Annotated in this window: 25 protein-coding genes and 1 tRNA gene; 15 read left to right on the forward strand and 11 right to left on the reverse strand. The window is 59.0% G+C overall.

Annotation, left to right across the window (positions count from 1 at the left end):
- Nucleotides 1-19 precede the first annotated feature (19 nt).
- The 10 genes from ACZ1HH_RS16655 (at nucleotide 20) to ACZ1HH_RS16700 (ending at nucleotide 4,929) form a co-directional block, all read left to right on the forward strand.
- Nucleotides 20-853 (forward strand): ERF family protein, encoded by an 834-nt coding sequence (locus ACZ1HH_RS16655; protein ID WP_472635420.1) that lies wholly within the window; start codon nucleotides 20-22, stop codon nucleotides 851-853.
- A gap of 14 nt (nucleotides 854-867) precedes the next feature.
- A complete protein-coding gene (locus tag ACZ1HH_RS16660; protein ID WP_472635421.1) occupies nucleotides 868-1,590 on the forward strand; it encodes a hypothetical protein in 723 nt (240 codons plus the stop codon).
- Complete coding sequence (locus ACZ1HH_RS16665; protein WP_472635422.1) at nucleotides 1,590-1,763, forward strand: hypothetical protein; 174 nt, start codon at nucleotides 1,590-1,592, stop codon at nucleotides 1,761-1,763. Before ACZ1HH_RS16660 ends, ACZ1HH_RS16665 begins: the two co-directional genes overlap by 1 nt.
- Entirely contained in the window at nucleotides 1,763-2,152 is a 390-nt protein-coding gene (locus tag ACZ1HH_RS16670) for a recombination protein NinB (protein ID WP_472635423.1), read from the forward strand. Before ACZ1HH_RS16665 ends, ACZ1HH_RS16670 begins: the two co-directional genes overlap by 1 nt.
- The gene (locus ACZ1HH_RS16675) at nucleotides 2,149-2,493 is read left to right on the forward strand and encodes an HNH endonuclease (RefSeq protein ID WP_472635424.1); all 345 of its coding nucleotides are present in this window, start codon (nucleotides 2,149-2,151) and stop codon (nucleotides 2,491-2,493) included. Before ACZ1HH_RS16670 ends, ACZ1HH_RS16675 begins: the two co-directional genes overlap by 4 nt.
- Before the next feature lie 123 nt (nucleotides 2,494-2,616).
- Nucleotides 2,617-3,276 carry a hypothetical protein gene (locus ACZ1HH_RS16680; RefSeq protein WP_472635425.1) on the forward strand — a complete coding sequence of 220 codons (660 nt, stop codon included), beginning with the start codon at nucleotides 2,617-2,619 and terminating at the stop codon, nucleotides 3,274-3,276.
- A 2-nt stretch (nucleotides 3,277-3,278) separates the two neighbouring features.
- Nucleotides 3,279-3,599, forward strand: coding sequence for a hypothetical protein (locus ACZ1HH_RS16685; RefSeq protein WP_472635426.1), 321 nt, complete (start codon nucleotides 3,279-3,281; stop codon nucleotides 3,597-3,599).
- Nucleotides 3,596-3,751, forward strand: coding sequence for a hypothetical protein (locus ACZ1HH_RS16690; protein ID WP_472635427.1), 156 nt, complete (start codon nucleotides 3,596-3,598; stop codon nucleotides 3,749-3,751). The genes ACZ1HH_RS16685 and ACZ1HH_RS16690 overlap by 4 nt, the downstream gene beginning before the upstream one ends.
- 30 nt (nucleotides 3,752-3,781) lie before the next feature.
- Nucleotides 3,782-4,039 (forward strand): helix-turn-helix domain-containing protein, encoded by a 258-nt coding sequence (locus ACZ1HH_RS16695; protein ID WP_472635627.1) that lies wholly within the window; start codon nucleotides 3,782-3,784, stop codon nucleotides 4,037-4,039.
- Nucleotides 3,952-4,929 carry a tyrosine-type recombinase/integrase gene (locus tag ACZ1HH_RS16700; RefSeq protein WP_472635628.1) on the forward strand — a complete coding sequence of 326 codons (978 nt, stop codon included), beginning with the start codon at nucleotides 3,952-3,954 and terminating at the stop codon, nucleotides 4,927-4,929. Before ACZ1HH_RS16695 ends, ACZ1HH_RS16700 begins: the two co-directional genes overlap by 88 nt.
- A gap of 78 nt (nucleotides 4,930-5,007) precedes the next feature.
- Here ACZ1HH_RS16700 and ACZ1HH_RS16705 read toward each other — a convergent pair.
- Nucleotides 5,008-5,084 (reverse strand) — tRNA-Arg (locus tag ACZ1HH_RS16705).
- Between the two features lie 124 nt (nucleotides 5,085-5,208).
- Here ACZ1HH_RS16705 and ACZ1HH_RS16710 point away from each other — a divergent pair.
- Nucleotides 5,209-6,234 carry a LacI family DNA-binding transcriptional regulator gene (locus ACZ1HH_RS16710; protein ID WP_011536748.1) on the forward strand — a complete coding sequence of 342 codons (1,026 nt, stop codon included), beginning with the start codon at nucleotides 5,209-5,211 and terminating at the stop codon, nucleotides 6,232-6,234.
- A gap of 70 nt (nucleotides 6,235-6,304) precedes the next feature.
- On the opposite strand, the gene ACZ1HH_RS16715 is transcribed toward ACZ1HH_RS16710, so the two are convergent.
- The 4 genes from ACZ1HH_RS16715 to ACZ1HH_RS16730 all read right to left on the reverse strand — a co-directional run bounded on the left by ACZ1HH_RS16715 (nucleotide 6,305) and on the right by ACZ1HH_RS16730 (nucleotide 11,634).
- Nucleotides 6,305-7,810: a TRAP transporter large permease gene (locus ACZ1HH_RS16715; RefSeq protein WP_011536749.1), complete on the reverse strand. Its 1,506-nt coding sequence runs from the start codon at nucleotides 7,808-7,810 to the stop codon at nucleotides 6,305-6,307.
- The gene (locus ACZ1HH_RS16720; RefSeq protein ID WP_168610180.1) at nucleotides 7,807-8,388 is read right to left on the reverse strand and encodes a TRAP transporter small permease; all 582 of its coding nucleotides are present in this window, start codon (nucleotides 8,386-8,388) and stop codon (nucleotides 7,807-7,809) included. Before ACZ1HH_RS16720 ends, ACZ1HH_RS16715 begins: the two co-directional genes overlap by 4 nt.
- A gap of 91 nt (nucleotides 8,389-8,479) precedes the next feature.
- Nucleotides 8,480-9,526 carry a TRAP transporter substrate-binding protein gene (locus tag ACZ1HH_RS16725; RefSeq protein ID WP_011536751.1) on the reverse strand — a complete coding sequence of 349 codons (1,047 nt, stop codon included), beginning with the start codon at nucleotides 9,524-9,526 and terminating at the stop codon, nucleotides 8,480-8,482.
- 209 nt (nucleotides 9,527-9,735) lie between these two features.
- A complete protein-coding gene (locus ACZ1HH_RS16730) occupies nucleotides 9,736-11,634 on the reverse strand; it encodes a putative bifunctional diguanylate cyclase/phosphodiesterase (RefSeq protein ID WP_472635428.1) in 1,899 nt (632 codons plus the stop codon).
- Nucleotides 11,635-12,051: 417 nt separating this feature from the next.
- Between ACZ1HH_RS16730 and betC the strand changes: the two genes are divergently transcribed.
- The gene (betC, locus tag ACZ1HH_RS16735) at nucleotides 12,052-13,566 is read left to right on the forward strand and encodes a choline-sulfatase (protein WP_472635429.1); all 1,515 of its coding nucleotides are present in this window, start codon (nucleotides 12,052-12,054) and stop codon (nucleotides 13,564-13,566) included.
- Between the two features lie 142 nt (nucleotides 13,567-13,708).
- Here betC and ACZ1HH_RS16740 read toward each other — a convergent pair whose 3' ends face one another.
- Nucleotides 13,709-14,554, reverse strand: coding sequence for a flagellin N-terminal helical domain-containing protein (locus ACZ1HH_RS16740; protein ID WP_011536754.1), 846 nt, complete (start codon nucleotides 14,552-14,554; stop codon nucleotides 13,709-13,711).
- Nucleotides 14,555-15,211: 657 nt separating this feature from the next.
- On the opposite strand from ACZ1HH_RS16740, the gene ACZ1HH_RS16745 reads away from it, so the two are divergent.
- The gene (locus ACZ1HH_RS16745) at nucleotides 15,212-16,120 is read left to right on the forward strand and encodes a cytochrome-c peroxidase (RefSeq protein WP_011536755.1); all 909 of its coding nucleotides are present in this window, start codon (nucleotides 15,212-15,214) and stop codon (nucleotides 16,118-16,120) included.
- Between the two features lie 12 nt (nucleotides 16,121-16,132).
- Entirely contained in the window at nucleotides 16,133-18,235 is a 2,103-nt protein-coding gene (locus ACZ1HH_RS16750) for a putative bifunctional diguanylate cyclase/phosphodiesterase (RefSeq protein ID WP_472635430.1), read from the forward strand.
- A gap of 13 nt (nucleotides 18,236-18,248) precedes the next feature.
- On the opposite strand, the gene ACZ1HH_RS16755 is transcribed toward ACZ1HH_RS16750, so the two are convergent.
- Nucleotides 18,249-20,294: an FAD-dependent oxidoreductase gene (locus tag ACZ1HH_RS16755; RefSeq protein WP_472635431.1), complete on the reverse strand. Its 2,046-nt coding sequence runs from the start codon at nucleotides 20,292-20,294 to the stop codon at nucleotides 18,249-18,251.
- A gap of 93 nt (nucleotides 20,295-20,387) precedes the next feature.
- Here ACZ1HH_RS16755 and ACZ1HH_RS16760 point away from each other — a divergent pair, with 93 nt between their 5' ends.
- The gene (locus ACZ1HH_RS16760) at nucleotides 20,388-21,011 is read left to right on the forward strand and encodes a TetR/AcrR family transcriptional regulator (RefSeq protein WP_472635432.1); all 624 of its coding nucleotides are present in this window, start codon (nucleotides 20,388-20,390) and stop codon (nucleotides 21,009-21,011) included.
- Between the two features lie 36 nt (nucleotides 21,012-21,047).
- Here ACZ1HH_RS16760 and ACZ1HH_RS16765 read toward each other — a convergent pair whose 3' ends face one another.
- The 4 genes from ACZ1HH_RS16765 to ACZ1HH_RS16780 are packed head-to-tail and all read right to left on the reverse strand — an operon-like array spanning nucleotide 21,048 to nucleotide 24,908.
- Complete coding sequence (locus tag ACZ1HH_RS16765; RefSeq protein WP_011536759.1) at nucleotides 21,048-22,013, reverse strand: ABC transporter ATP-binding protein; 966 nt, start codon at nucleotides 22,011-22,013, stop codon at nucleotides 21,048-21,050.
- A complete protein-coding gene (locus ACZ1HH_RS16770; protein ID WP_168610186.1) occupies nucleotides 22,013-22,987 on the reverse strand; it encodes an ABC transporter ATP-binding protein in 975 nt (324 codons plus the stop codon). Before ACZ1HH_RS16770 ends, ACZ1HH_RS16765 begins: the two co-directional genes overlap by 1 nt.
- Complete coding sequence (locus ACZ1HH_RS16775) at nucleotides 22,987-23,928, reverse strand: ABC transporter permease (protein WP_011536761.1); 942 nt, start codon at nucleotides 23,926-23,928, stop codon at nucleotides 22,987-22,989. The genes ACZ1HH_RS16770 and ACZ1HH_RS16775 overlap by 1 nt, the downstream gene beginning before the upstream one ends.
- Nucleotides 23,928-24,908, reverse strand: a complete 981-nt coding sequence (locus ACZ1HH_RS16780) for an ABC transporter permease (protein WP_472635433.1) — start codon at nucleotides 24,906-24,908, stop codon at nucleotides 23,928-23,930. The genes ACZ1HH_RS16775 and ACZ1HH_RS16780 overlap by 1 nt, the downstream gene beginning before the upstream one ends.
- Nucleotides 24,909-24,944 lie beyond the last annotated feature (36 nt).

Here is a 24,944-nt window from a genome sequence, read left to right on the forward strand (position 1 = left end):
TATTCCAAGGAGACACGACATGAACGAAGTGACGCAGATCCGCCATCAAGAGCCACGAGTTCCATCCGATCCGATGGTTTCAATGATCGAACGCGTGGTCATGAACCCTGATGCAGATCTGGATAAGCTGGAGCGCATGCTTGCAATGAAAGAGCGCATGGATGCGCAGAATGCCCGCGTCTCCTTCGCCCGCGCTCTCTCGGATGCCCGCGCAGAAATCCCGCCAATCATGAAAGACGCGACGGTCGACTTCACCACCAACAAAGGCCGCACTCACTACAAGCATGAAACGCTTGCCGGGATTGCAAAGGTCATTGATCCTATCCTGTCGCGCCACGGCCTGTCCTACCGGTTCCGCACCGATCAGTGGCAAGGCGGCGTACGTGTCACCTGCATCGTCGCTCACGCGGACGGCCACTCTGAGGAAACCACCCTCGCCGGTGCGCCTGATGGCTCCGGCGGCAAAAACAGCTTTCAGGCTGTCGGCAGCGCTGTGACCTATCTTCAGCGCTACACGCTCAAGGCAGCACTTGGACTGTCAGCTGAGGTGGATGACGACGGACATAGTGCTGCACCGAATGGTGCTCACAAGCCCAAGCAAAAGAGTTCCCGACAGGACCAGCAACAAACCGTGTCGCAAGCGCAGCGCGTGGCTGACCTGATGATCACAGGCATCCGGAAGCACGGTGCCAAATCCGTCGAAGCAGACCCCACCTTTCCGCCAGCGCTAGAGCAATTGCGCAAAGAGTCGCCCGAGTTGGCAGCAAACGTCGAGAGCGAACTTGAGACTTGGCACAAAGCCAATCCGGCCGCCCCTTCTTCCATGATCGATGACGACGAAATTCCCTACTGAGCGAGGATTGACGAATGCTGGACCAAACCACCCCAACGCAAGGTCACAATAACCCGCCAGACCCAATCGATGAGGCGCTGGCACCTTATGGCGATGTCATCTCAGAAGCCGAAAATTGGCTCGATGGAACTCCGGTCGAAAACGAAGACCAAATGAAGGCCGTGGACAAGCTGATCAAAGATCTGCGCAAGGCAAAATCCGCTCTCGGAAAAGCTGAGAAATCCGCCACGGCACCACTGCATGACGCCTGGAAGGCCGAGATCGCGCGCTGGAAACCCACCAAAGAAGACATTGAGCGGCGCCTGAAAGGTCTCGCTGCCGTGGTCGATCCCTTCAAGCGCAAGCTTGCAGAGGAAAAAGAAGCCGCCAAGCGCGCAGCATACGAGGACGCTCGCCGCAAAGAGCGCGAGGCCGAGGCCGCAGAACGCACTGCGCAGGCGTCTGACTATGAGGCTAGTGTTGAGGCAGATCGCCTTAAGGCGGAAGCAGTCGAGGCGAAGAAGGCGGCATCAGCTGCAAACAAAGACACCGTGAAGGGCCTGCGCACCGTCACCCGCTACGCCTTCACAGAACCTACCGCGGACAATCCGCGCGGCGGCCGGAAAGATGCGCTCAACTGGATTGCCCGCAATTATCCCGATGCCCTGACCGAGTTCATCGAAGGCTTTGTCCACCGGAACCACAAGTCGATGCAGATCGAAGGGGTGAAGGTCTGGACCGAAAAGGAAGCCTACTGATGACCACCCGCGCCGCCGTTGCCGAATACTTCCGCCGTGAAAAGGCGGCCATGAACACGCCTCAAGGCGCAGATCATGACGCCTTGATTGCAGAGGTTGCGCTCGAGTTTCGCATGAGCATTCGCATCCTCAATGACGCCGTGAAGGCCGAAACTATCACGAGGCCGAACTGATGGCAGGTCAGACTGTGATTCTTGTTGGCGAGAGCCAGCGCCACTTCGCACGCTCTCTGATCGACCAGGCGCCAGCGGGCGCAGTTGTGAATGTCCGCAAGGCAAAGCGCACTGTCGATCAGAACGCGAAAATGTGGGCAATGCTATCCGACATCTCTCGGGCAGCCCCGGAGGGCCGCCTCTGGACGACAGACACATGGAAGGCCGCATTCATGCATGCCCTCGGCCACGAGATCATGTGGCAACCCGGTTTGAACGGACAACCCTTCCCTGCTGGTTTCCGAACTTCGCGCCTCGACAAAGAGCAGATGGCGGACCTGATCACCTTAATCCAAGAATACGGCGACCGGCATGGCGTCGAGTGGACTGCGCCGGAGGTGGCAGCATGAGCCGTCGCCATATGAACACCACCCGCCGCGCAAAGATCTTCAAGGCAGCTGATGGAGTTTGCCACATCTGCGGCGAAAAGATCGACGGAACCCGAGAACGCTGGGACGCGGACCACGTGATCCCGCTGGAGATCAGCGGCGATGACAGTGACGACAACCTGCGCCCTGCGCATGAACGCTGCCATCGAGTCAAAACTTCGAAAAAAGACGTGCCAACCATCGCCAAGTGCAAACGCGTGGCCGCCAAGCACAACGGCTCTCACAAGCCCAAAGGCACCCTGCCCGGCTCCAAGGGCAGCAAATGGAAACGAAAGGTAGATGGCACGGTCGTGCCTCGCTGAGATGCCCACCGAGTCCGAGAAAGAGAACGAAGCGGCCCGCCTATACAGCGAATGGCGCGCCTTACCGAAACCCCGTCCTGAGTTCCTTACCTGGGCGCACACCAAGCGAGAGAAGACCGCAGCATGAAGTCACTGAAAGTTCTAATCGGTTGCGCGACCTCCTGTGTGGCGCTGGATGCATTCCTCGCGCGCGGGCATGACGCATGGCAGTGCGACCTGTTGCACGCCGATAAGCCGACGAACCGGCATATCCAAGACGATATCCGCAATGTGCTGGGATGGGGTTGGGATTTGCTGTTGGTCTCGAACCCGCCCTGCACCCGGCTGTGCAATTCCGGCGTGCGCTGGCTGACAAAACCGCCGACCGGACGCACGCTTGCCGAGATGTGGGCCGACCTTGATGAAGGTGCGGATCTGTTCTCGGATTGCTTAAATGCCCCGATCCCGCATGTCGCGGTCGAAAACCCCGTGATGCACAAGCACGCACGCGAGCGAATCCGGAACTGGATCAAGCCTCAAATCGTGCAGCCGTGGTGGTTCGGAGATCCGGCCTTCAAGGCGACAGGGCTCTACCTGCGCAACCTGCCCGATCTGGTGCCCACGAACAAACTTACCCCGCCACGCCCCGGCACAGACGATCACAAGCGCTGGTCAGCCATCCACCGGGCGCCGCCGGGGCCGGATCGCTGGAAGTTTCGTAGCAAGACGTTCGCTGGGATGGCTGCCGCATGGGCCGACCAGTTTGGATCATGGGCGGCAGAGCATACAGGAGAGGCAGCATGAACATGGCCAACACAGTAGACACAAGCACAGAGGCGGTGGAGCGGATGATTTCCGATCTGTCGCACGACTATGCGGATGGTCGCGAGCTGGCAGCTTCGGACATGATCCGCGCCCTCTTGGCCGAACGTGACACCCTTGCCCGTCAGGTCGAGGACTGCGCCCGCACCTGCGCGGAACAGGCAGAGCAAATCCTAAACTTGCAGAATGCATGCAAGGCAGTCCTCCCCCTGATGCAGGCAGCAGATCGTGAGGAAGTCACAGACGTTCAAGACTGGCACGCAGCGGAGGCGCTGATCCATGCCGCACTGGAGGGCTCGCAGTGAGCCCGCAAACGCTCTTGCGCCAGCGCATCGAGGCTCACCGTCGCGCGATACGATCCGGGGATCTCATCGAGATCAATCGCACTTGGGACGATCTGGAGCACTCCATTGAATACGCCAAGCCTATACAGGACCAGAAGAAGGAGGCCGCTTGAATGGGTAAAGCCAGACCCTTCACTATTTCAATGCTTGCTGATCGCTGGGGTTGCTCTGGCGAAACGGTGCGCAGCATGATCAATCGAGGCGATCTCCCGGCATTCCGGGTTGGAAAAGGGTATCGCATAACTGCTGAAGCTGTGGAGAAACACGAATGCGCGACTACCGCCTTGGACGCCTCAAAGGACGATGGGTCGTCATCTGGAATGATGAAGACGGGAAGCGCAGACGCTATCGCCTTGCGGCTGAGACGCGACAATCTGCGGAGAGAGAGGCGCGCGACTTAATCCTTTATGCCGATGCACCCTCAGGCGGCCTTACCGTCGAGCAAGCGTGGAAGGCCTACCAAGAAGACATGGGTGATCGGCGGCAGGCATCCAAACTCGAGCAGGTCGGAAAGAACATCCTGCCGGTATTTGGACACTTGGGAGCCGCACAAGTGACGGTCGAGGACTGTCGCGCTTACATATCGGACCGCCGCGACCAAGGGCGGAAGGATGGAACAATACGCACAGAGATGAACTGCCTGCGCGCAACCGTGAAGTGGGCAGCACGCCGAGGATTGATTACATCAGCGCCTCACATCGAATTGCCCAAGATGCCACCGCCAAGAGATAGATACCTGAGCCGTAGCGAAGCCTCAGCATTGGTTGCCGCCGCGATCGACCCCCACATTCGCTTGGCGATACTTTTGATGCTGACTACCGCTGGGCGCATTGGCGCGCTCTTGGAGTTGACATGGGACCGAGTGGACCTGGAGCGCCGTGTAATCAAGCTCGCTACAAATGACATTGGGCCGAAGAAGGGGCGGGCCACCGTTCCGATCAATGACACGCTTGTTGCAGCTCTGCAGACCGCTCAATCGGCAGCAGTTTCCCCCTACGTTATCGAATGGGGAGGAAGGAAGGTTGGCTCCATCAAAACGGGCTTCAATGCCGCGGTAAAGCGGGCAGGCATCGAGCATTGCACCCCTCATGACCTTCGCCGCACAGCAGGCAGGTTCATGGTCGAAGCTGGCGTACCGATTGATGAGGTCGCGCAATACCTGGGCCACACCAATCCGAGTGTGACGAGATCCACCTACGGCCAGTTCTCCCCAGACTACCTGCGAAGAGCAGCGGGTGCATTGGACATTGACGTAATCGGAGAGGCGCAAGGACGAAAACGCACAGTTTGAACCGAACCGCGAGAATCGCCTTCTGGTTCACCGAACTAAAGAGAAAACCTTCTTAGCGATCTAAACTATTGATTTTACTGGCGACCCCGGCAGGATTCGAACCTGCAACCTGCCCCTTAGGAGGGGGCTGCTCTATCCAGTTGAGCCACGGGGCCAGCGGATTTCGCGATAGCAAATAGACCCCACAAGCTCAAGCGTCTCATCATGGGCTTCAACAGCCATTGTGTCCTCCGGTGGGACTGGATAACCTCGCTGTAACAAAGCAAAGAGGCCAAGCACGTGACCAACGACTCCAAGCGTCCGCTGACGCTGCGTGATGTTTCAGATGCAACCGGCGTGTCAGAAATGACCGTGAGCCGCGTTCTCCGCAATCGCGGTGATGTCTCTGAAAAGACCCGACAAAAGGTGTTGGAGGCGGCAAAGGAACTCGGCTACGTGCCCAACAAGATCGCTGGCGCCCTGGCCTCCAAGCGGGTCAATTTGGTTGCGGTTATCATCCCGTCGCTCTCCAATATGGTCTTTCCCGAAGTTCTGACCGGTATCAACCGCGTGCTTGAGGATACCGAGCTTCAGCCGGTTGTTGGCGTCACCGACTACCAACCGGAGAAAGAAGAAAAAGTTCTCTACGAGATGCTATCGTGGCGGCCGTCGGGTGTCATTATCGCCGGTCTCGAACACACCGAGCCCGCGCGCGCAATGCTCGCAGCTGCGGGCATTCCTGTGGTGGAGATCATGGATACGGACGGCAATCCGGTGGATTCCATGGTCGGGATCTCCCACCGCCGTGCAGGCCGCGAGATGGCCAAGGCGATCTTGAAAGCAGGCTATAGCCATATCGGGTTTATGGGGACAAAAATGCCCCTCGATCACCGTGCCCGCAAACGATTTGAAGGCTTCACCGAAGCGCTCGCCAAAGAAGGGGTCGAGATCGAGGATCGTGAATTTTATTCGGGTGGCTCTGCGCTCGCCAAGGGACGTGAGATGACCCAAGCCATGCTTGAGCGCTCTCCCGAACTCGACTTTCTGTATTATTCCAATGACATGATTGGCGCCGGCGGGCTGCTTCACCTGATTGACCAGGGAATAGACGTGCCAGGGCAGATTGGTCTTGCGGGCTTTAACGGAGTGGAGCTTCTGGCGGGCCTGCCGCGGCAGCTGGCGACCATGGATGCTTGCCGTCAGGAGATCGGCATGAAGGCGGCACAAATCATTGCGGCCCAGCTCGAAGACTCAAACGCAGAGATCGAGAAACATGTAACGCTCACACCGACCATTACCTATGGCGATACGCTGAAACGGCGCTGAGATCACCGGACACTCTAAAAAAAACGCGCGACCCATCTGGGCCGCGCGTTTTTTTTAATATGCGCTGCCCTCAGTAGAGCAGCATCAAAGGCAAGAGCGTGATCACCGGGAACAAGACCAGGATCACCACACGGATCAGGTCGGAGCCCACGAAGAACAGAACCGCCTTGTAGGTGTCCACCATGCGCGACTTTGGATCCATCGCGTTGATCACAAAGAGGTTCATGCCCACCGGCGGCGTGATCAGGCCAACTTCGACCACGATCAGCGTGAGGATACCAAACCAGATCGCGACATATTCTGTCTCCAGCCGGTTTGCGATGCCTTGGGTCACGCGAATGCCAAGTTCCTTCATCTGCTCTCGCGTCAGTTCTGTCCCGTTGGCGATCGCATCCTTGATGGAGGCAAGCATCTCCTGCCCCATGCCATCGGGAACCCCAGCCCGGAGAACCTCCATCGCAGCATCCGCCTGCATCGCCGGGAGCGACACAAGACCAAAGTCCATCGCCGAAATCACCGGATAGAAAATCGGGATTGTCAGCAGGATCATCGACAGACTGTCCATCAGACAGCCAAGAAGCAGATAGAACACGAGGATGAGCGCAAGCACCATCCAAGGGCTCAGGCCTTGTGCTACCACAAAGTTTGCGAGCTCCTGCGGCACCTGCGTCAGCGCGAGAAAGCCGTTGTAGAACCCCGCCCCCAGCACGATGAAGAAGATCATCGCGGTGGACCGTGCCGTGATCATGAAGCTGTCGGTCAGCGTCTGGCGCGTCAGCCCCCCATTGGCAAGCGCGATAAGCCCGGTGCCCAATGCACCCACGGCCGCGCCTTCGGTCGGGGTGAACCAGCCTGCATAGATGCCACCCACCACGAGGCCAAATACCAAGAGCACGGGCCAGACCGCAAACAAGAGCGAGAAACGCTCGCGCCACGGGATCGGCTCTCGGGTGCCCGCGCTTTCGGGAAAGAGGCGCACATAGACCGAGATTGCGATGACATAACCGATGGCTGCCAAAAGACCGGGAATAAAGGCCGCCAAGAAGAGCTTTGCGATATTCTGTTCGGTCAATATGGCATAGATCACCAAAACCACCGAGGGCGGGATCAGGATGCCCAACGTGCCACCTGCCGCCAGGGTTGCGGTCGAAAACCCGCTCGCATAGCCGTAGTTCTTCAGCTCAGGCAGCGCCACGCGCCCCATGGTGGCTGCCGTCGCCAGCGAAGATCCACAGATTGCGCCAAAGCCCGCACAGGCCCCGATTGCGGCCATGGCGACCCCGCCTTTGCGATGCCCGATAAAGCCTTCCGCCGCCTTGAACAGCGCGGTCGACATGCCTCCGAGCGTTGCGAACTGCCCCATCAGGAAGAACATCGGGATGATCGACAGCGAATAGGAGGAAAAGGTCGAGTAGGTTTCATTCTTGAGACGGCCAAAGGCGACGATCGTGTCCCCCGTGACCAGCACAAGACCGCCAAGGCCGACCAGGAACATCGACAGACCAATAGGCACCCTCAGAAAGATCAGCCCCATCAGGACGGGAAAGGACCAGATACCGATTTCAAGCGCGCTCACGACTGTACCTCCACGCCGTCCCAGATCAGGATCTGGCCTGTCATTGCTTCGATGCTGCGGATCACCGCCATGTAGATCCCGACAACAGCGGCCACGACGGCCGCGATCAGGCTCAGCCCGTAGGCCCACCAGATGGGAAACTCCAGCAGGAAGGAGGTTTCACCATTTTCAAATTTGCTGAGCGTGCCCGCGCCCAAGCGCCACGCGATCAACACCAGCACAAGCGCAAACACAATCTCTGTGATCATGCGCAGGATACGGTTCACGCGGGCCGGGAAACTGTTGGCAAACACATCTACCGCCGCATGGCCCGCCGTGATCTGGCACAGGGGAATAAAACTGAAGATCGCAAAGGCGACACCGGCCTCGACCACTTCAAAATCCCCATTCACCGGGCCAACCCGCGCAGCCATCCACTCAGAAAGCTGCGGTGCGAGCCCCTCGAGCATGTCGCTGTGGAAGACACCATTGAGCAGGCGTCCAGCAATCGAGATACAGGTCAGGAAAATCAAGAAAGTGAGGACCGCGCCGCCGATCATGGCCATGATCCGCGCCAGCCTCATCATATAGCTATGCATGCCTTTGCCCACCTTTGGCTTTTCAAAGCACCGTTGCATGCGACGGGGCCCGCTGCCGAAGCGATGCGGACCCCGTCAATGGATCTGGTGATCAGTTTTCGTACTGCGGCGTATATTTGTCGATCAGCATGGTCGCCTCATCCAGAAGCGCCTGACCGTCGATGCCGCGCTCCGACATATCGGCGAGCCACTTGTCGTAGATCGGCTGGGAGCGCTCGCGCCACACGGCCGTCTGATCCGCGTCGAGCGTGATCACATTGTTGCCGAGATCCAGCGCATTTTCACGCGCGGGCATGTCAGAATCTGCCATCGTGCCGCCTGCAAACACAGACATCTCGACACCGGAGTTGTCGTCGATCACCTTCTTCAGGTCATCAGGCAGGCTGTCATATTTTTCCTTGTTCATCGCCAGAACAAAGGTCAGCGTGTACAGCGCGCGACCCGAGAATTCGGTATGGTTTTCAACAAGTTCCGGCACTTTCAAGGCGGTGGTCACTTCCCATGGGATGGTGGTGCCATCAATCACACCCTTCGAGAGCGCTTCGGGAATGGACGGCACAGGCATGCCGACAGGTGTTGCGCCCAGCTCGGTCAGCAAGGCGTTTACAGAGCGCCCACCACCGCGAATTTTCATGCCCTCTAGATCCTTTGGCACTTCGACCGGATCAGAGGTGTGGAAGATGCCCGGACCATGCACCCACCCTGCAAGGATCTTGAAGTCCTTGAATTCGGTGTCCAGCCAATGATCTTCCATCATGTCCCAATAGGCGTGGCTTGCGGCACGTGCATTGGTCATCATAAAGGGCAGCTCAAACACTTCGGTCGATGGGAAACGACCCGGCGTGTAGCCCACCACGGTCCAGACGATATCGGCAACGCCGTCCTGAACCTGATCAATCAATTCTGGCGGCTTGCCGCCCAGCTGCATCGAGGGGTAGCGGTCAATCTTGATACGATCGCCCGATGCGTCTTCGATCTTGTCTGCCCAGACATCCAGAATGAGCTTTGGCACATTGGCCTGTGCGGGCAGGAACTGGTGCAGCTTCAGCGTCACCTCCTGCGCGAAGGCGGGCACTGCGCCCATTGCGGAAAATGCCAGTGCGGTGGCTGCACCAAGTAGTGCTCTGCGAGTGGTCATGCGTTTCCTCCCTTTGACCGGGACCTTTACGGCTCCTCTACGGCAACATTACCGTATGAGACTCTAATGTCTTGCCTATTTTTTAGGCACTTAGAGTTGCGCGTCGTCCGGCTCTGCGAAGCACAGGGCTATTAGGTGCTTTTGTAACTATCAATGGTGGGGGCGGTAACAAATTACGTATTTTTGATGCGCGTTTGTAACGCATCGCATCAGGCGTCCGATCCGACGTATGGCTTGGGGCGCGCGTATCGGAGCCAAGTCTCGGCAAACTGCGCGGCGGGAACGGGTCGGCTGAACAGGTATCCCTGTGCTTCGGCACATCCCAAAGAGATCAACCTGTCCCGCTGCTCGCGCGTCTCGACGCCTTCGGCGATTACGCTCACACCCAGGCTGCGCCCCATCGCCACAACAGCGGCAACGATGCGATCGTCTTTGACGTTCTCAGGTAGCGAGGTGATGAATCTCCGGTCAAGCTTGATGCGGTCGATAGGCAAATCCTTCAGCATCGCCAGCGACGAATACCCCGTTCCAAAGTCATCAATGGCCAGCTTCACCCCCATCGTACGCAGATCATCCACGGTATTGAGAGAGCTGCGCATGCGTGGAAACAGAGTGGTTTCCAGCACTTCGATCTCCAGTTGAGTAAGATCCACCTGATGATGCCGTGCCGTCGACCGCAAATCCCGTGCAAAATCCGGAGACAGCAGCGTCATCGCAGACATGTTCACCGAGATTTTTGCAGGCGCATAGCCCTCGGTATTCCAGGCACGGATCTGGCGACAGACCTCATCGGTCACAAACTGATCGATCGCCGTCGTGAGGCCCGTGTCGAGCGCCAAAGGCACAAAGCCTCCCGGCAACAGGAGGCCCTTCTTGGGGTGTTGCCAGCGCAAGAGCGCCTCGGCGCCGATACATTGCCCTGTGCGCAAGTCGATCTGAGGCTGATAGAACATCAACAGCTCACCCTCAGAGATGGCCCGCTTCAGGTCGTGTTCCATCTGCAGGCTTTCTTCCGAGCGCTGCTCCATATTTTCAGAATAGAAACAGATCTGCCCGCGCCCTTTGGCCTTCGCATGACACAGCGACACGCCCGCCGCCTGCATCAGGTTGCGCTGATCGCTGCCGTCCTTGGGGTATTGCGCGATCCCCATGCTGGCGCTCAACCGGCAGGTCAGCCCGTCCACGACTACCTCGTCCCCCAGCGCCGCACCAATGTCATGGGCCACCTGCAGCACCACCTCGGGACTTGAGGCCTGCTCGATCAGCAAGATGAACTCATCACCTCCGATCCGGCCAATGGTGATCCCGGGACGCATCACAGATCGCACCGCATCCGCAAGCCGTTCGATCACGCGATCCCCGATGTCGTCGCCAAAGATCGAGTTGATGTCCCGAAACCGGTCGAGATCAATGAGAATGATCGCCAACTCGGCCGTTGCGGCCTTGGCGCGCACGATTGCAAATTCCACCTGTGTTTTCATCGCTCTACGGCTCGGCAACCCGGTCAGAGCATCCCGAAGGCCACTGTCGAGCAGACCGGCACGGTCCGATTTGGGACGAAAGGAACGCCGCGAGCGAAATTCGTAGGTGGGATCAGCCCCCGACACATTGAACGCGCGCAGTGACAGGGTTTCCGTCTCGGGATGGAGGTCGTCGCTCAGTGTGCGCGCCTCGCCCTGCCAAGCGCCCTCGGTCAGCGCCTCTTGTATCGCGCCGTCCCAGAAACACTTGCCAAACCCCTTGGCGTGAATGGACCAGATCGGGCGGCCTCTGATCTGCGCAAGCGGCATGCCGGCCTCGTATTCAAACCGGCGATTGGCATCAATAACGCGCGCCTCCCCGTCCAACAGCGCCAAGCTGTCGCCTTTGGGGCGCGTTTCAGGGGCTTTGGGGGCGACGGGTTGTGCCTGCGCCGTATCGCGTGTGCGCCTGACCCGACGCAGGACTTCGGCCAAAACGATGGCCAACACAGCGATGGCGGAGAGACCATAAAGCACATACGCAAAGGGTGACGTCGGAAGCGCCAGCGCATCGCCGACCGAGGTCGGCAGATGGACTTGAGAGGGCTCAATCGCGTCCGGCCCCCGCAATCCCGAGCGAAAGGCCACGCCTGGCTCAACGCCGTCCGAGGATTGAGCGGCGCTCGAAACTGGCAGCACGGACAGAAGCAGAGAGATCGCAAAAGTGTAAAGGTCGGCGCCCGAGCTCCGCTTCGTCCCTTGCTGCTTTCTGCCGCAGAGCATCGGACCCTCCTCCAGCTATAAGAATGAGCCTAGCACCCGCCTGCACTCTGTCAACTGTAGGTTGACAAGAAAATTGCCAAGAATAACCGACTTCTAGAAGTTTATACCTCGCTGTTTATAGCGGTGTACGGAGACGCCCGCCCCACCTCTTTCGCCAATGGGAAAGCAGGGTGAATGCTTTTATTGACTGACGAGTCAATAAAAACTAGCCTGCGCCAATCGACACCCTCTGCGCATGGGCTGCCCGCCGCAGCCCGCCCCGAAACCCCAAGGACACCTGCGATGACATTGCCAAACATCCTCATTTTTATGGTCGATCAATTGAACGGGACCCTGTTCCCGGATGGCCCCGCAGAATGGCTGCACGCACCAAACATGAAGAAACTGGCCGCGCGGTCTACCCGGTTTCGCAATTGCTATACCGCCAGCCCGCTCTGTGCGCCGGGTCGGGCCAGTTTCATGTCCGGGCAGCTGCCGTCTGCCACGGGCGTCTACGACAACGCGGCGGAATTCGCCTCTTCAATCCCGACGTATGCCCATCATCTGCGCCGCGCAGGCTATTACACCTGCCTATCGGGCAAGATGCATTTTGTCGGCCCAGATCAGCTTCATGGCTTTGAAGAACGTCTGACAACCGATATCTACCCACCCGATTTCGGTTGGACCCCGGACTATCGCAAACCCGGCGAGCGCATCGACTGGTGGTATCACAACATGGGGTCGGTCACCGGCGCCGGGGTGGCGGAGATTTCGAACCAGATGGAGTTTGATGACGAGGTCGCCTTTCACGCGACCCAAAAGATCTACGACCTGGCGCGCGGCAAGGACGCCCGGCCGTGGTGCCTCACCGTCAGCTTTACGCACCCCCATGATCCCTATGTGACTCGTAAAAAATACTGGGATCTATACGAGGATTGCCCGCATCTTATGCCGGAGGTCGCGGATCTCGGCTATGAGAACCAGGATCCGCACTCGAAACGGATCTTTGACGCAAATGACTGGCGCAACTTTGACATCACCGAAGAAGACATCCGCAGGTCGCGTCGCGCGTATTTCGGCAATATCTCCTATCTCGACGACAAGATCGGCGAGGTCATGGAAGCGCTCGAAGGCACGCGTCAGGATAAAGATACAATCATTCTCTTTGTGTCGGATCACGGCGACATGCTGGGAGAGCGCGGCCTGTGGTTCAAGATGAGCTTTTATGAGGGGTCTGCGCGCGTTCCGATGATGATTTCGGCGCCCAATATGACCCCCGGCCTGGTCTGCGATCCGGTCTCCAACATCGATGTCTGTCCAACGCTTTGCGATCTGGCAGGTGTGAGCATGTCCGAGGTGATGCCTTGGACCGCTGGGGAGAGCCTGGTCCCGCTTGGCCAAGGTGGCACGCGCAGCACGCCGGTGGCGATGGAATATGCAGCCGAAGCCTCTTATGCTCCAATGGTCTCCTTGCGGTCGGGGCGCTACAAGCTCAATCTTTGTGCGCTTGATCCGGACCAGCTGTTTGATCTGGACGCCGACCCGCATGAACGGGTGAATCTCGCCAAAGATCCCACCTACCACGAGGCTTATCAAGCGCTCAAGGCGATTGCGGCCGAGCGCTGGGATCTGGATCGATTTGATGCCGATGTGCGCGCAAGCCAGGCGCGGCGCTGGGTGGTATATGAGGCGCTCCGTCAGGGCGGCTATTTCCCGTGGGATTATCAACCCCTGCAAAAAGCGTCCGAACGCTACATGCGAAACCATATGGATTTGAATGTGGTCGAAGACCAAGCCCGCTACCCGCGCGGAGAATAAGTTCAGCCCTTCGGCCGAAACTGGTTGTGAAGTTGGTGCATACCCTGTGGGTCGAGGGCCCATCGCGTCTGACGGGGCTTTAAACGGCAACAGGGATGCGCGACGCATCCCTGTACCGTGACCTTGGGTATGGTTCAGCTGATTAGTTGAACAGCTGCAGCAGCGCCTGCGGGGCCTGGTTCGCGATCCCGAGCGACTGCACTGCCAGTTCCTGCTGGGTCTGCAGTGCCGACAGGCGGGCGGAGGCCTCTTCCATGTCGGTATCCGTCATGGTGGAGACACCCATTGTCATGGAGTCGACCAGCTTGGACACAAAGCTTGCCTGGTCATCAATACGCGCGGCGGCCGCACCCAGTTCTGCAGCACCCGAAATCGCAACCTGCAGGAAGTCTTCGATTTCACCAAGCGCAGAGGCTGCGGTTGCGGTGTCGGTGATTGCTGTCAGGCTGTTCGCCAGATCCAGCGTGGATTCAAAACCCTGCGCCTCGATGGTGATGTCAACGCCGGTTACGGTGCCCCCTGCACCAACGCGGTCCAGCGATGCCAGAACACCCATTTGTGTGGCCGTCCCGTCGATGGTGTTGGCCAAGAGGTTGGCCCCATTGAACTGAGCGGCGCCAATGATGGATTCGATCTGATCAATCTTTGATTCAATGTCAGTTTGAATTTTGTCATGCGATACGTTCTCGGCCTGCGCCGAAACGATCAGCTCTTTAATTTCGACAAGCTTCTCAACGATCTGTTCTGCGCCCGCAGAGGCAACCGCAACAGTGGCCTCGCCCATGGAGAGACCTTCTTCGATCGCCTCAAAGCTGGCGATGTCGGATTCCATTGTTTTCGAGATAGCCCAGACTGCGGCATTGTCTTTGGCAACACCGATTTCCTTGCCGGTTGAAATTGCGTTTTGCGTATCGGTGAGATTGGTGTTGACGACTTTCAGCGTCTGCAGAGCCACCATAGCACCATTGTTTGTCAAAATGCTGGACATAGCATGAGTTCCTTTGAGCAAGGAGCACTTTGGCCCCGATATATTCCCTTTCCCCCATTATGGGGTGTTCTCTCTCGTCTTTCTGAACGTGCGGGGCACTTCGGCCTCCACAACAAACTCAATAAGATGCAGGCCAACTCTTGACGCGAGGATGCTAATGAAGAGCTAAAATGTCGGCGTATATGTCTAAAATGCGAGTCAAATTGCGCAGAACGGCAACTTGCCCCCTGTCGCGCGCGCAACATCTATCGCGCAAAATTCTGCAAAGCCTCGCTCCCGAAAATCTGAGTCAAATCCACAAAGCTCCACCAGCCATGAATAAACCCCTCGGTCGCCATGCGGGTGACCCGGGCACCCTCAACTGCGCCCATACCTCTGCGGGCGCGCGGCGCCTGCGTTCTCCGGGCGCGGGCTTAGGAACAATGAGGGGATGAAATCAAATTGGATCTGATATTTACGTTGTTTTTCAGACAATTGCTGACATCCAAACGGGGCGAATAAACGGATTCTTCAGGCCAAACGCACAGGTTGATCCGAAGCCACACTTCCTTATTCACTTCTAACGGAAACAGCGCCGTGCGACGTCTTGCTCTTCTCTGCATTGGATTGATTTGCACCGTTGCTCTGGCCGGAGCCTCGCGTTTTGAGCTTCGGAAGATGTTTGAAAGACCCACCCGGATCGAGTTTCCCACAACAGAACCTTACTCGCCTCAACGCGCCGCTTTGGGCAAAATGTTGTTTTTTGATGCACGCCTGTCTGGCGCCATCAATATGAGTTGTGCCACCTGTCACAATCCGTCGTTTGGCTGGGAAACACCGGCATCCCGCGCGATTGGCGCGATGAATCAGCCCCTGGCGCGCCACACCCCCACAATCGAGAACCTCACAGAATCAGAGCATTTCTATTGGGACGGCCGCATCGCGTCGCTCAAGGAACAGATACGCGGCCCGATCACCCACCCGCTCAAGATGAACTCCAGCATGCGCCAAGTTCAGCGCCGGTTGGAGAATATCTCAGGTTATCGTCGCTATTTCGAGATCGCCTTTCCAGACACCGGTCTGACGGAGGACACAATCCTGGTGGCGCTTGCGACCTATCAGAGAACCCTGCGCTCAGGCTGGTCTCCGTTTGACGACTGGGTCGAGGGTGATGAGGACGCGATTTCTTCTTCCGCGCAGCGTGGCTTTGACGTCTTTACCGGGCGCGGCCAATGTGTGAGCTGCCATCAGGGATGGGCCTTCACCGATCATGACTTTCACAACGTCAGCCTCGGAGACGACGACATCGGGCGCGGCGTACTGGACCCGACGATGCGGTACCGCTTCAAGACGCCGGGGCTGCGCAACATCGCGCTGCGCGCGCCGTATATGCACAATGGCAGCCTCAATTCTCTGCGCGCGGTGGTGGAGCATTACCGACGCGGCGGCGCGCCGAATACAACCGCGAGCGACATCGAACCGCTCACCGAGATGAGTGACCGCGATGTGAACGACCTCATTGCATTCCTTGAAACCCTGACGGCCTATGCGCCCCATGTTTCGGCTCCGGCCCTGCCTGTGGACTAAAGGACAGAAGCGATGTCGATCAAACGCAGAATCCTTGGCCCTATCATCCTGCTGATCGTGATCGGCATCGTCGGCGCTATCTGGGTGGCGCGTGCGGCGATCAAGACACAAGACCTGATCCAGGACGCGGACTCCGCGGCGGTGCGCACCCTGCAGGCCACAGAGCGTGCACAACGGATCCGAGCGGAGATCGAGAGCCGCCTCAGCGAGTTTCTGGAATTCAACACCATCGCCCCGCCCGACCGGATCAGGCGCAATCATCAGCGGTATGTCGATGCGTTCCAGAACGTCTGGAACGACCTGCGCGCAGCGCCAGGGTCCGAGGCCCAGAAACGGATGGTGGCGCAGGTCGAAGAACAGTTCAAATCCTGGAACACAGAAGCCTCGATTGCCCTCGGGTTGATCTACGACACCCATATTCCCTCGCGCAATCGGCTGGACACTCTGGCAAGGCGATTGGAACTGGCGCTGGTGGCGCTCGAGCAGGAGGTGCGTCTGAGTGCGGAACAGGTCAATCAGGACGCAAGGCGCCGCTATGCAAAACAGGTGGTGATTGTTCTTGTCACCATGATCGGGATCTTTCTTGTGGCGGGGTCTGCATTCATCGGCTTTGGTGGTCAACTGGTGCGGTCTCTGACCCAACTCGCGGCCGCAATGGAGCGCATTCGTGCGGGCGATTTCGACACCCCACTGAGCGACCTGCAGCGCCGCGACGAAGTGGGCAAGATTGCGCGCGGGGTGGCGGATTTCTCTTCGACCTTGCGCGATCTCAGTGAGGCCAAAACCCACATCGAGCATCTGGCGCTGCACGATCAGTTGACCGATCTTCCCAACCGACGTGCCCTTCAGGACTATCTCGAGCGCTCTGTGGAGCAGGCGCGTGATTCAAACGCGCGCCACGCCGTGCTGCATGTCGATCTCGACCGGTTCAAGCAGATCAATGACCTGATGGGCCACGCAGCGGGCGACCAGATCCTGCTGCATGCGGCCGAGGCCATGCAGCGCCAGATTGGACCAGACGATTTGACGGCCCGCGTCGGGGGAGACGAATTTGTTATTGTCCTGCGCGGCCATGGTACTGATTCGAAAACCAAAGCAATTGCCAAACGGGTCATCGAGGAAATTTCAAAACCTGTCGAAATCGAAGGCGAGTTTGTAAATGTCGGCGCAAGCATCGGCATCGCCTATCTGGCAGCCGGAGAGACTGACCCAGCGCGCATCCTCTCCAACGCCGATATTGCACTCTATATCGCCAAGAGTGAGGGCCGCGGCCGCGTGTCCTTTTACAATGATGCCACCCGCGCGCGCTTTGAGGGCAATATGGCGCTCCTGCGCGATCTGCGCATTGGCCTGGACAATGGCGAAATCACCGCCTTTTTCCAGCCTCAGGTGGACGGGATCACCAACGAGGTGCTCGGCTTTGAGGCGCTTGCGCGCTGGCATCACCCCAAGCACGGCATGCTCGATCCGGGCGTCTTTATCACCTTGGCCTTTGAACACGGGCTGGGCGACCGGCTGACCGAGCGCATCGTATCCGACGCGATTTCTGCCTTGCTCGAATGGCGCGCCCTTGGCCTGCCTGCGCCCAGCGTCAGCGTGAATTTCTCCGCCAAGCAGCTGCGCGATGGGGGGCTGGTGGAGTACCTGGATGATGCCTTGTTCGCGGCCAACCTGCAGCCGAAGGATATCGCCATCGAAGTGCTCGAGAGCGTGCTCTTCAGCGATGGAGTGGACCCCGCCCTCAACACAATCGCCAAGTTGCAGGACCGCGGCTACAAGATCGAACTTGATGATTTTGGCACTGGGCATGCCTCGATCTCGAACCTGCGACGGTTCAAGGTCGATGGCATCAAACTCGACAAGGATTTTGTGGCCGGGGTCGATCAGGACGCCGAACAGGAGGTCATCCTGCGCACCATGATCGACCTCTGCCGAAATCTCAACATCGAGTGCCTTGCCGAAGGTGTTGAGACCGAGGCAGAAATCGCCAAGCTGATCTCGCTGGGCTGCAGCCGTTTCCAGGGCTACGGCATCGCGCGCCCGATGGCGCGCGACGCCGTCACCAGCTGGCTCGAGACACATTACGGGCGCAAGCCCGATGCCAAGGTAAGCTGAGCCCCCCCAGAGATCAAAGATCCTTCATCAGCCGCAGCGCGTCATAGATCGCAGCATGGGTGTTGCGGGCCGAGACCGCATCGCCGATGCGAAACAGCTGAAACGCGCCTCGCGGGTTGCGCGTGATCGCCTGCGGCTGACCGCAGATCAGCGCATCATGATCGACCTCGCCGTGGTTGATGCTGGCCGGTCGCAACGCCTGATACAGGTCATCATTGGGAAGGGTGCCATAGTTTAGCACGACCTGATCATATGACTTCTGCGTGGTAAAATTGCTGTAGTCGGTGCCAATCGTCGCCACCAATTCATTGCCCTGTCGCGCCACCCCAAGGAGGCGACGGGTCACGGTAAAGGTAACGTCCTTTTCCTGCAGTGCGCGCATGTAGGGCACGAGGTTCATCGCCATGATTTCGGGCGCAAAGGTCCGATCCGGGGTCATTACCTCGACTTCTGCGCCTGCTTCGGCGGCGATTTCAGCTGCCTGAAGTCCGGGATGATCGCCGCTTTCGTCGTAGATAAGCACCCGGCCCGCCGGCTTTACATCCCCCGCGATCAGATCCCAGGCCGAGACCACATGCGCGGCCTCCTGTCCGGTCTCGAACAGCTCCAGATTGGGAAGCCCGCCGGTGGCGATGATGACCAGATCGGGGTTTTGCGCCAGAACATCCTCTTCTTCGGCCCATGTATTAAAGTGAAACTGCACATCCCGCGCCGCGCATTGCGCCATGCGCCAATCTACGATCGAAATCATCTCGCGACGCCGGGGGGATTGTGCGGTGAGACGGATCTGGCCTCCGGGGTCGGGCTGCGCCTCAAAGACCACAACCCTGTGGCCACGCTCTGCCGCCACCCGCGCGGCCTCCAGCCCGGCCGGACCAGCGCCCACAATCGCTACTTTCCGTTGCTTTTCGGCCGGGGCGATCTCATGCGGCATCGTCAGTTCACGCCCGGTGGCCGCATTGTGAATGCAGAGCGCATCGCCCGCCTGATAGATCCGATCCAGGCAGTAGGTCGCGCCCACGCAGGGGCGGATGTCCTCTTCGCGTCCCTCTTTGAGTTTTTGCACCACATGCGGGTCGGCCATATGGGCCCGGGTCATGCCCACCATATCCAAAAGCCCCGCCTGCACCGCATGGCGCGCGGTGGCGACATCGGGGATCCGCGCCGCATGGAACACAGGCAAATCGGTTTCCTGTTTGACACGGCCCGCAAAATCCAGATGCGGTGCGGATCGCATGCCCTGCACCGGGATCACATCCGTCATCGCCGGATCGGTATGAATGCGCCCCCGGATCACATTGAGAAAGTCCATCTGCCCCGTCGCGCTCAGGATACGGGTGATTTCCAACCCTTCTTCTTGGGTGATGCCACCTTTTTGCACCTCGTCGGCGGTGAAGCGCATCCCGACAATAAAGTCCGGCCCCACCCTTTTTCGAATGGCCTGAAGCACATCCATCGGAAATCGCAAACGGTTCTCAAGCGTGTCCGCCCCATAGGGGCCGGTCAGATCATTGGTCAGCGGCGACCAGAACTGGTCAATCAGATGTCCATAGGCCTGCAGTTCGATCCCATCCATGCCTCCGGCTTTCATGCGTTCTGCGGCATCGGCAAAATCGGTGATGATGCGCTCGATGTCCCAATCTTCGACCAGTTTGGGAAAGGCGCGGTGCGCCGGCTCGCGATGCCGCGACGAAGACACCGACGGCAGCCAGTCGCCCTTGTTCCATGTTGTCCGCCGTCCCAGATGCGTCAGCTGGATCATCACCGCGCAGCCGTGTTCATGACAGCCCTCAGTAAGATCTCGGATCCACGGCACCACCTCGTCCTTGTAGGCAAGGATATTGTTGAACACCGGTGGGCTGTCCTTTGAGACCGCCGCAGACCCCGCCGTCATCGCCAGCGCCACTCCGGCCTTGGCCCGCTCCGCATGATAAGCGCGGTAGCGCGCCTTGGGCATGCCGTCCTCAGGGTAGGCCGGTTCATGACTGGTGGTCATGATCCGGTTGCGTAGTGTCAGATGCTTGAGCTGAAAGGGTTGCAAGAGCGGGTCGTGTGACATGGCGCTGCCTCATGGAATCAGGTGACTTGACACAGGTGTAAAGTCAACCTGCACCCCGATTGACACTAGTGTCAATTATTTTAGAGTGCCCGCATGTCCAAACCCACCTCCCCTCGCCCGCGCGGCTCGCGCGACCTCTGGCTCGATGCCGCGCTTGATCTTTTGGTCTCAAGTGGGATCGACGCGGTGAAAATCATGCCGCTGGCCCGCGCCGTGGATCAAACCCGCACCGGGTTTTACTGGTATTTCAAGGATATCGGCGCATTGCACGAGGCAATGATCGACACTTGGGAAGCGCGCAACACCGGCCAGATCCAGGCCCGCTGCGAGGCCCCGGCCCAGAGCATCGGCGCAGCGCTGTTCAACCTGATGGATTGCTGGCTCAACCCTGCGCTTTTTGATGCCCGTCTGGATCTGGCGATCCGCAACTGGGCGCGCAATGACACCGGACTCGCCGCGCGGCTGGAAAGCGCCGACAATGCCCGCATAAAAGCCGTGCGCGACATGTTCCTGCGCTATGGCTACAGTAAAGAGCAGGCCGATGTCCGAAGTCTCACCACGATTTACACACAGGTGGGCTATATCTCGATGGAGGTCGAAGAAGATCCCCTGCAGCGCCTCAACCGCGTGCCGCACTATGTGGAGATGTTTTCGGGCCAGCCTCCCACAGAGGAAGAGATCGCCGATTTCATGGGGCGCCACCAAACGCCGCAATAAAAAACGGCAGGGTCACTCGACCCTGCCGTTCTATTGTTAGCCTTCCGCCATGTGGCAAGCGACACGGGTGGTGCCAAGCCTGCGCATCTCGGGGCGCTGCTGTTTGCATATATCCGTCGCCAGCGGGCAGCGCGGATGAAAGGCGCACCCGGAAGGCGGGTTGATCGGATCAGGGATCTCGCCTTCGGGCGGTGTCACTTCGCGTCCGAACCCGTCCATCCGCGGCGCAGCCTCAAGCAGCATCTGCGTGTAGGGGTGCTTGGGGCGCTCAAAGAGCTCATCGGGGGCGCCCTCTTCGACCAATCGGCCAAGATAGAGAACCCCGATCCGGTCCGCCATATGCTGCACCACCGTCAGGTCGTGCGTGATCAGCACATACGTGAGGCCAAAGTTGTCCTTGAGGTCGCTCATCAGGTTCAAGACCTGAGACTGCACCGACACATCCAGCGCCGAGGTGGGCTCGTCACAGACAATGAGGCGCGGCTCGGACGCGAGCGCACGGGCGATACAGATCCGCTGTCGCTGTCCGCCAGAAAACTCATGCGGGAATTTGCCTGCGTCTTTGACCGAAAGCCCCACCTGCTCCAGGAGCTTCTCGGCAAGGCCTTCGGTCTTGCCCCCACGCGCCGCCACCGGTTCAACGATGATATCACGCACCCGCCAACGCGGATTGAGCGAGGCATAGGGGTCCTGAAAGATCATCTGGATGTCAGAGCGGATCGCATCGACCTTGGCGGCGTCTTTCTCATTGGCGAGATCAACGCCCTCGATCTCCACATTGCCGTCAGACGGATTGAGCAAGCCCACCAACATGCGGCCGATGGTGGATTTCCCGGACCCGGATTCCCCCACCAAGGCATAGGTGGTCTGAGGTTCGACCTCGAAATCTACATCCGAGACCGCAGTCAAAAAGGCCTTGGGTTCACGCTCGATCACCCGGTTGAGCCAGGGCTTTGAGACATCAAACACACGGCTCAGGTTCTTGACAGAAACAAGCGCCATCAGGAGGCCTCCTCATGTTGAAGTGGGAACCAGCACGCGGCGGAACCTCCGTCGACCTTGGGTGCGGGGGCCGCGCGGCATTTGTCGGCCGCATGCGGGCAGCGTGGGTTGAAGGCGCAACCATCCGGCACCGCATCCAGACGCGGCATTGCGCCGGGGATCTGGTGCAGACGTTTCTGGCCACGCGACGCGAGTGGTGTCGAGGCCATCAGCCCATGCGTATAGGGGTGCTCAGGCGCGGTGATCACATCGCGCACCGGGCCGAGCTCTGCGAGGCGCCCGGCATACATCACCGCCACACGATCTGCTGCTTCGGCAATCACGCCCATGTCGTGCGTGATCAGCATGACAGCCGTGCCGCGCTCACGACAGAGCCGTTTCAGCAACGCGATGATCTGTGCCTGCACAGACACATCCAGCGCCGTTGTCGGCTCATCCGCGATGACCAGCGAAGGCTCCGCACAAAGCGCCAAGGCGATCACCACCCGCTGGCGCATACCGCCGGAAAACTCGTGCGGGTAGCTGTTCACACGTTTCGCAGCACCGGGAATGCCCACTTCTTCTAGGGCGGCCACGGCGCGTTTTTCGGCCTCGGATTTGCTGATCGGCAGGTGGGTCAGCATGGTCTCCACCAGTTGATCCCCGATCCGCAACAGCGGATTGAGCGAGGTCAGTGGGTCCTGAAAGACCATACCGATTTCCTTGCCCCGCAGGCGGCGCAGCGCGTCCCCTTTCAGGGTGTCGATACGTTTGCCGTTGAGCCAGATCTCACCGGAAGACACATGCGCCGGCGGGTTCAGGAGACCGATGACGGCATTGCCCGCCATCGACTTGCCGGCGCCACTTTCGCCAACGATGCCAAGGATTTCGCCCTTGGCAATGTCATAAGAGACGCCATCGACCGGTTTCAGGATGCCGTGGCGGGTCGGGATTTCCACACAAAGGTTGCGGATGGACAGAACAGGGTCAGCCATTAGCGAAGCCTCGGGTTCAGAGCGTCACGCAGCCAGTCGCCCAGCAGGTTGACGCTGAGCGCCAGTCCCAACAGCGTGATCGCAGGGAAGAGAAGAATCCACCATTCGCCAGAGAACAGGAAGCCCTGCCCGATGCGAATGAGTGTACCAAGAGACGGCTGGGTCGGCGGCGCGCCCACCCCGAGGAACGACAGTGTCGCTTCGGCAATGATCGCCAGCGCCAGCGAGATCGTCGCGATGACCAAGACCGGCGACAACACGTTCGGCAGGATGTGCCTCAGCATGATCGCGCCGGAGCGCCGACCGATCAGCCGCGCGGCCTCGACGTATTCCTTGTTTTTCTCAACAAGGGTCGCGCCACGCACCACACGGGCAAACTGCACCCAATCCGACAGGCCAATCGCAAGGATCAGCACCCAGATCGCCATCTGATCGCGGTATTCCACCGGGGTGATGCCCTTGGCGACACCAAAGATCAGCATCGCCACGAGGATCGACGGGAACGTCAGCTGCACATCGGCAATGCGCATGATCACCGTCTCGACCCAACCCCCGAGGTAGCCGGACAACAGACCCAGCGTGATCCCCAGAACCATGGCAAAGAGCACCGCAGCCACACCCACAAAGAGTGAAATCCGCATGCCATAGAGAATGGTCGAGAATACATCGCGACCCTGATCGTCGGTGCCCATCAGGAACACTTCGCCGGTGAAATCATTGGGCGACATCGGCGCGGTAAAGCCGTTCATCAGGTTGAGCGAGGCCGGATCAAACGGGTTCGTGGGCGCGATCAGCGGCGCAAACACCGCCGAGAGGACCAGAACCAGAACCACGATGGTCGACACAACGGCCACGGGCGAGCGCTTGAACGTATAAAAGAGATCGCTTTCAAGCGCAGTGCGCAGGCGCGATTTCTGGGCGGGGGTAGATGTCTCAGACATTAGTGACCTCCCTTGCGATCAACGCGCAGACGCGGATCGATAAAGAAATAGAGGATATCGACGATCAGGTTGATGCCGACAAACATCACCGAGATCAGCATAAGATACGCCGCCATGACGGGAATATCGACGAACTGGATCGCGTTGATGAACAACAGGCCCACGCCTGGCCACTGGAACACCGTCTCTGTGATGATCGCAAAGGCGATGATCGCGCCCACTTGCAGGCCGATCACGGTGATCACGGGTACCATGGTGTTCTTGAGCGCATGGCGGAAATGCACCGCCCGGTCGCGCAGGCCACGGGCGCGGGCAAAGCGGATATAATCCTGCCTCAGCACTTCGAGCATCTCGGAGCGTACCAGCCGCATGATCAGCGTCATCTGATAGAGCCCGAGTGTGATCGACGGCAAGATCAGCGCCTTGAGACCGCTCACCGTAAGGAACCCGGTACTCCAACCGCCCAGATCGACCACTTCACCCCGCCCGAAACTCGGCAGCCAGCCGAGTTCAACGGAAAACAGATAGATCAGCAGGATCCCGATCAGGAAGGTCGGCAACGACACCCCTATGAGCGAGCCTGACATGATGAGATTGGCCGCGATCCCGTTGCGTTTGATGGCCGTGAAGACCCCGAGCGCAATGCCGAATATGATCGCCAGAATGCCCGAGACCGCCGCCAGCTCCAGCGTTGCGGGCGCACGTTCCATCAGGATGTCTATGACGGGCCGCCCCTGCCGGTAGCTGACCCCGAAATTGCCTTGCACGGCGTTCTCGAGGAACCGGTAGTATTGCACCACAAAGGGCTGGTCGAGGCCAAGTTGTGCGCGCAGACGCTCGATGTCTTCGGCGGTGCGCTCTTGGCCCAGCATGTTGTCGATCGGGTCACCGACAAAGCGGAACATGGCAAAGGCCACGAGTCCTACGATAAGAAGAACCAGCGCGGATTGGGCCACGCGCCGGATGATATAAGCGAGCATATCCTTGCTCTCCTGTGGGTGGATGAAGGGGGCCGA

Source organism: Epibacterium sp. HA2-3 (assembly GCF_055693725.2).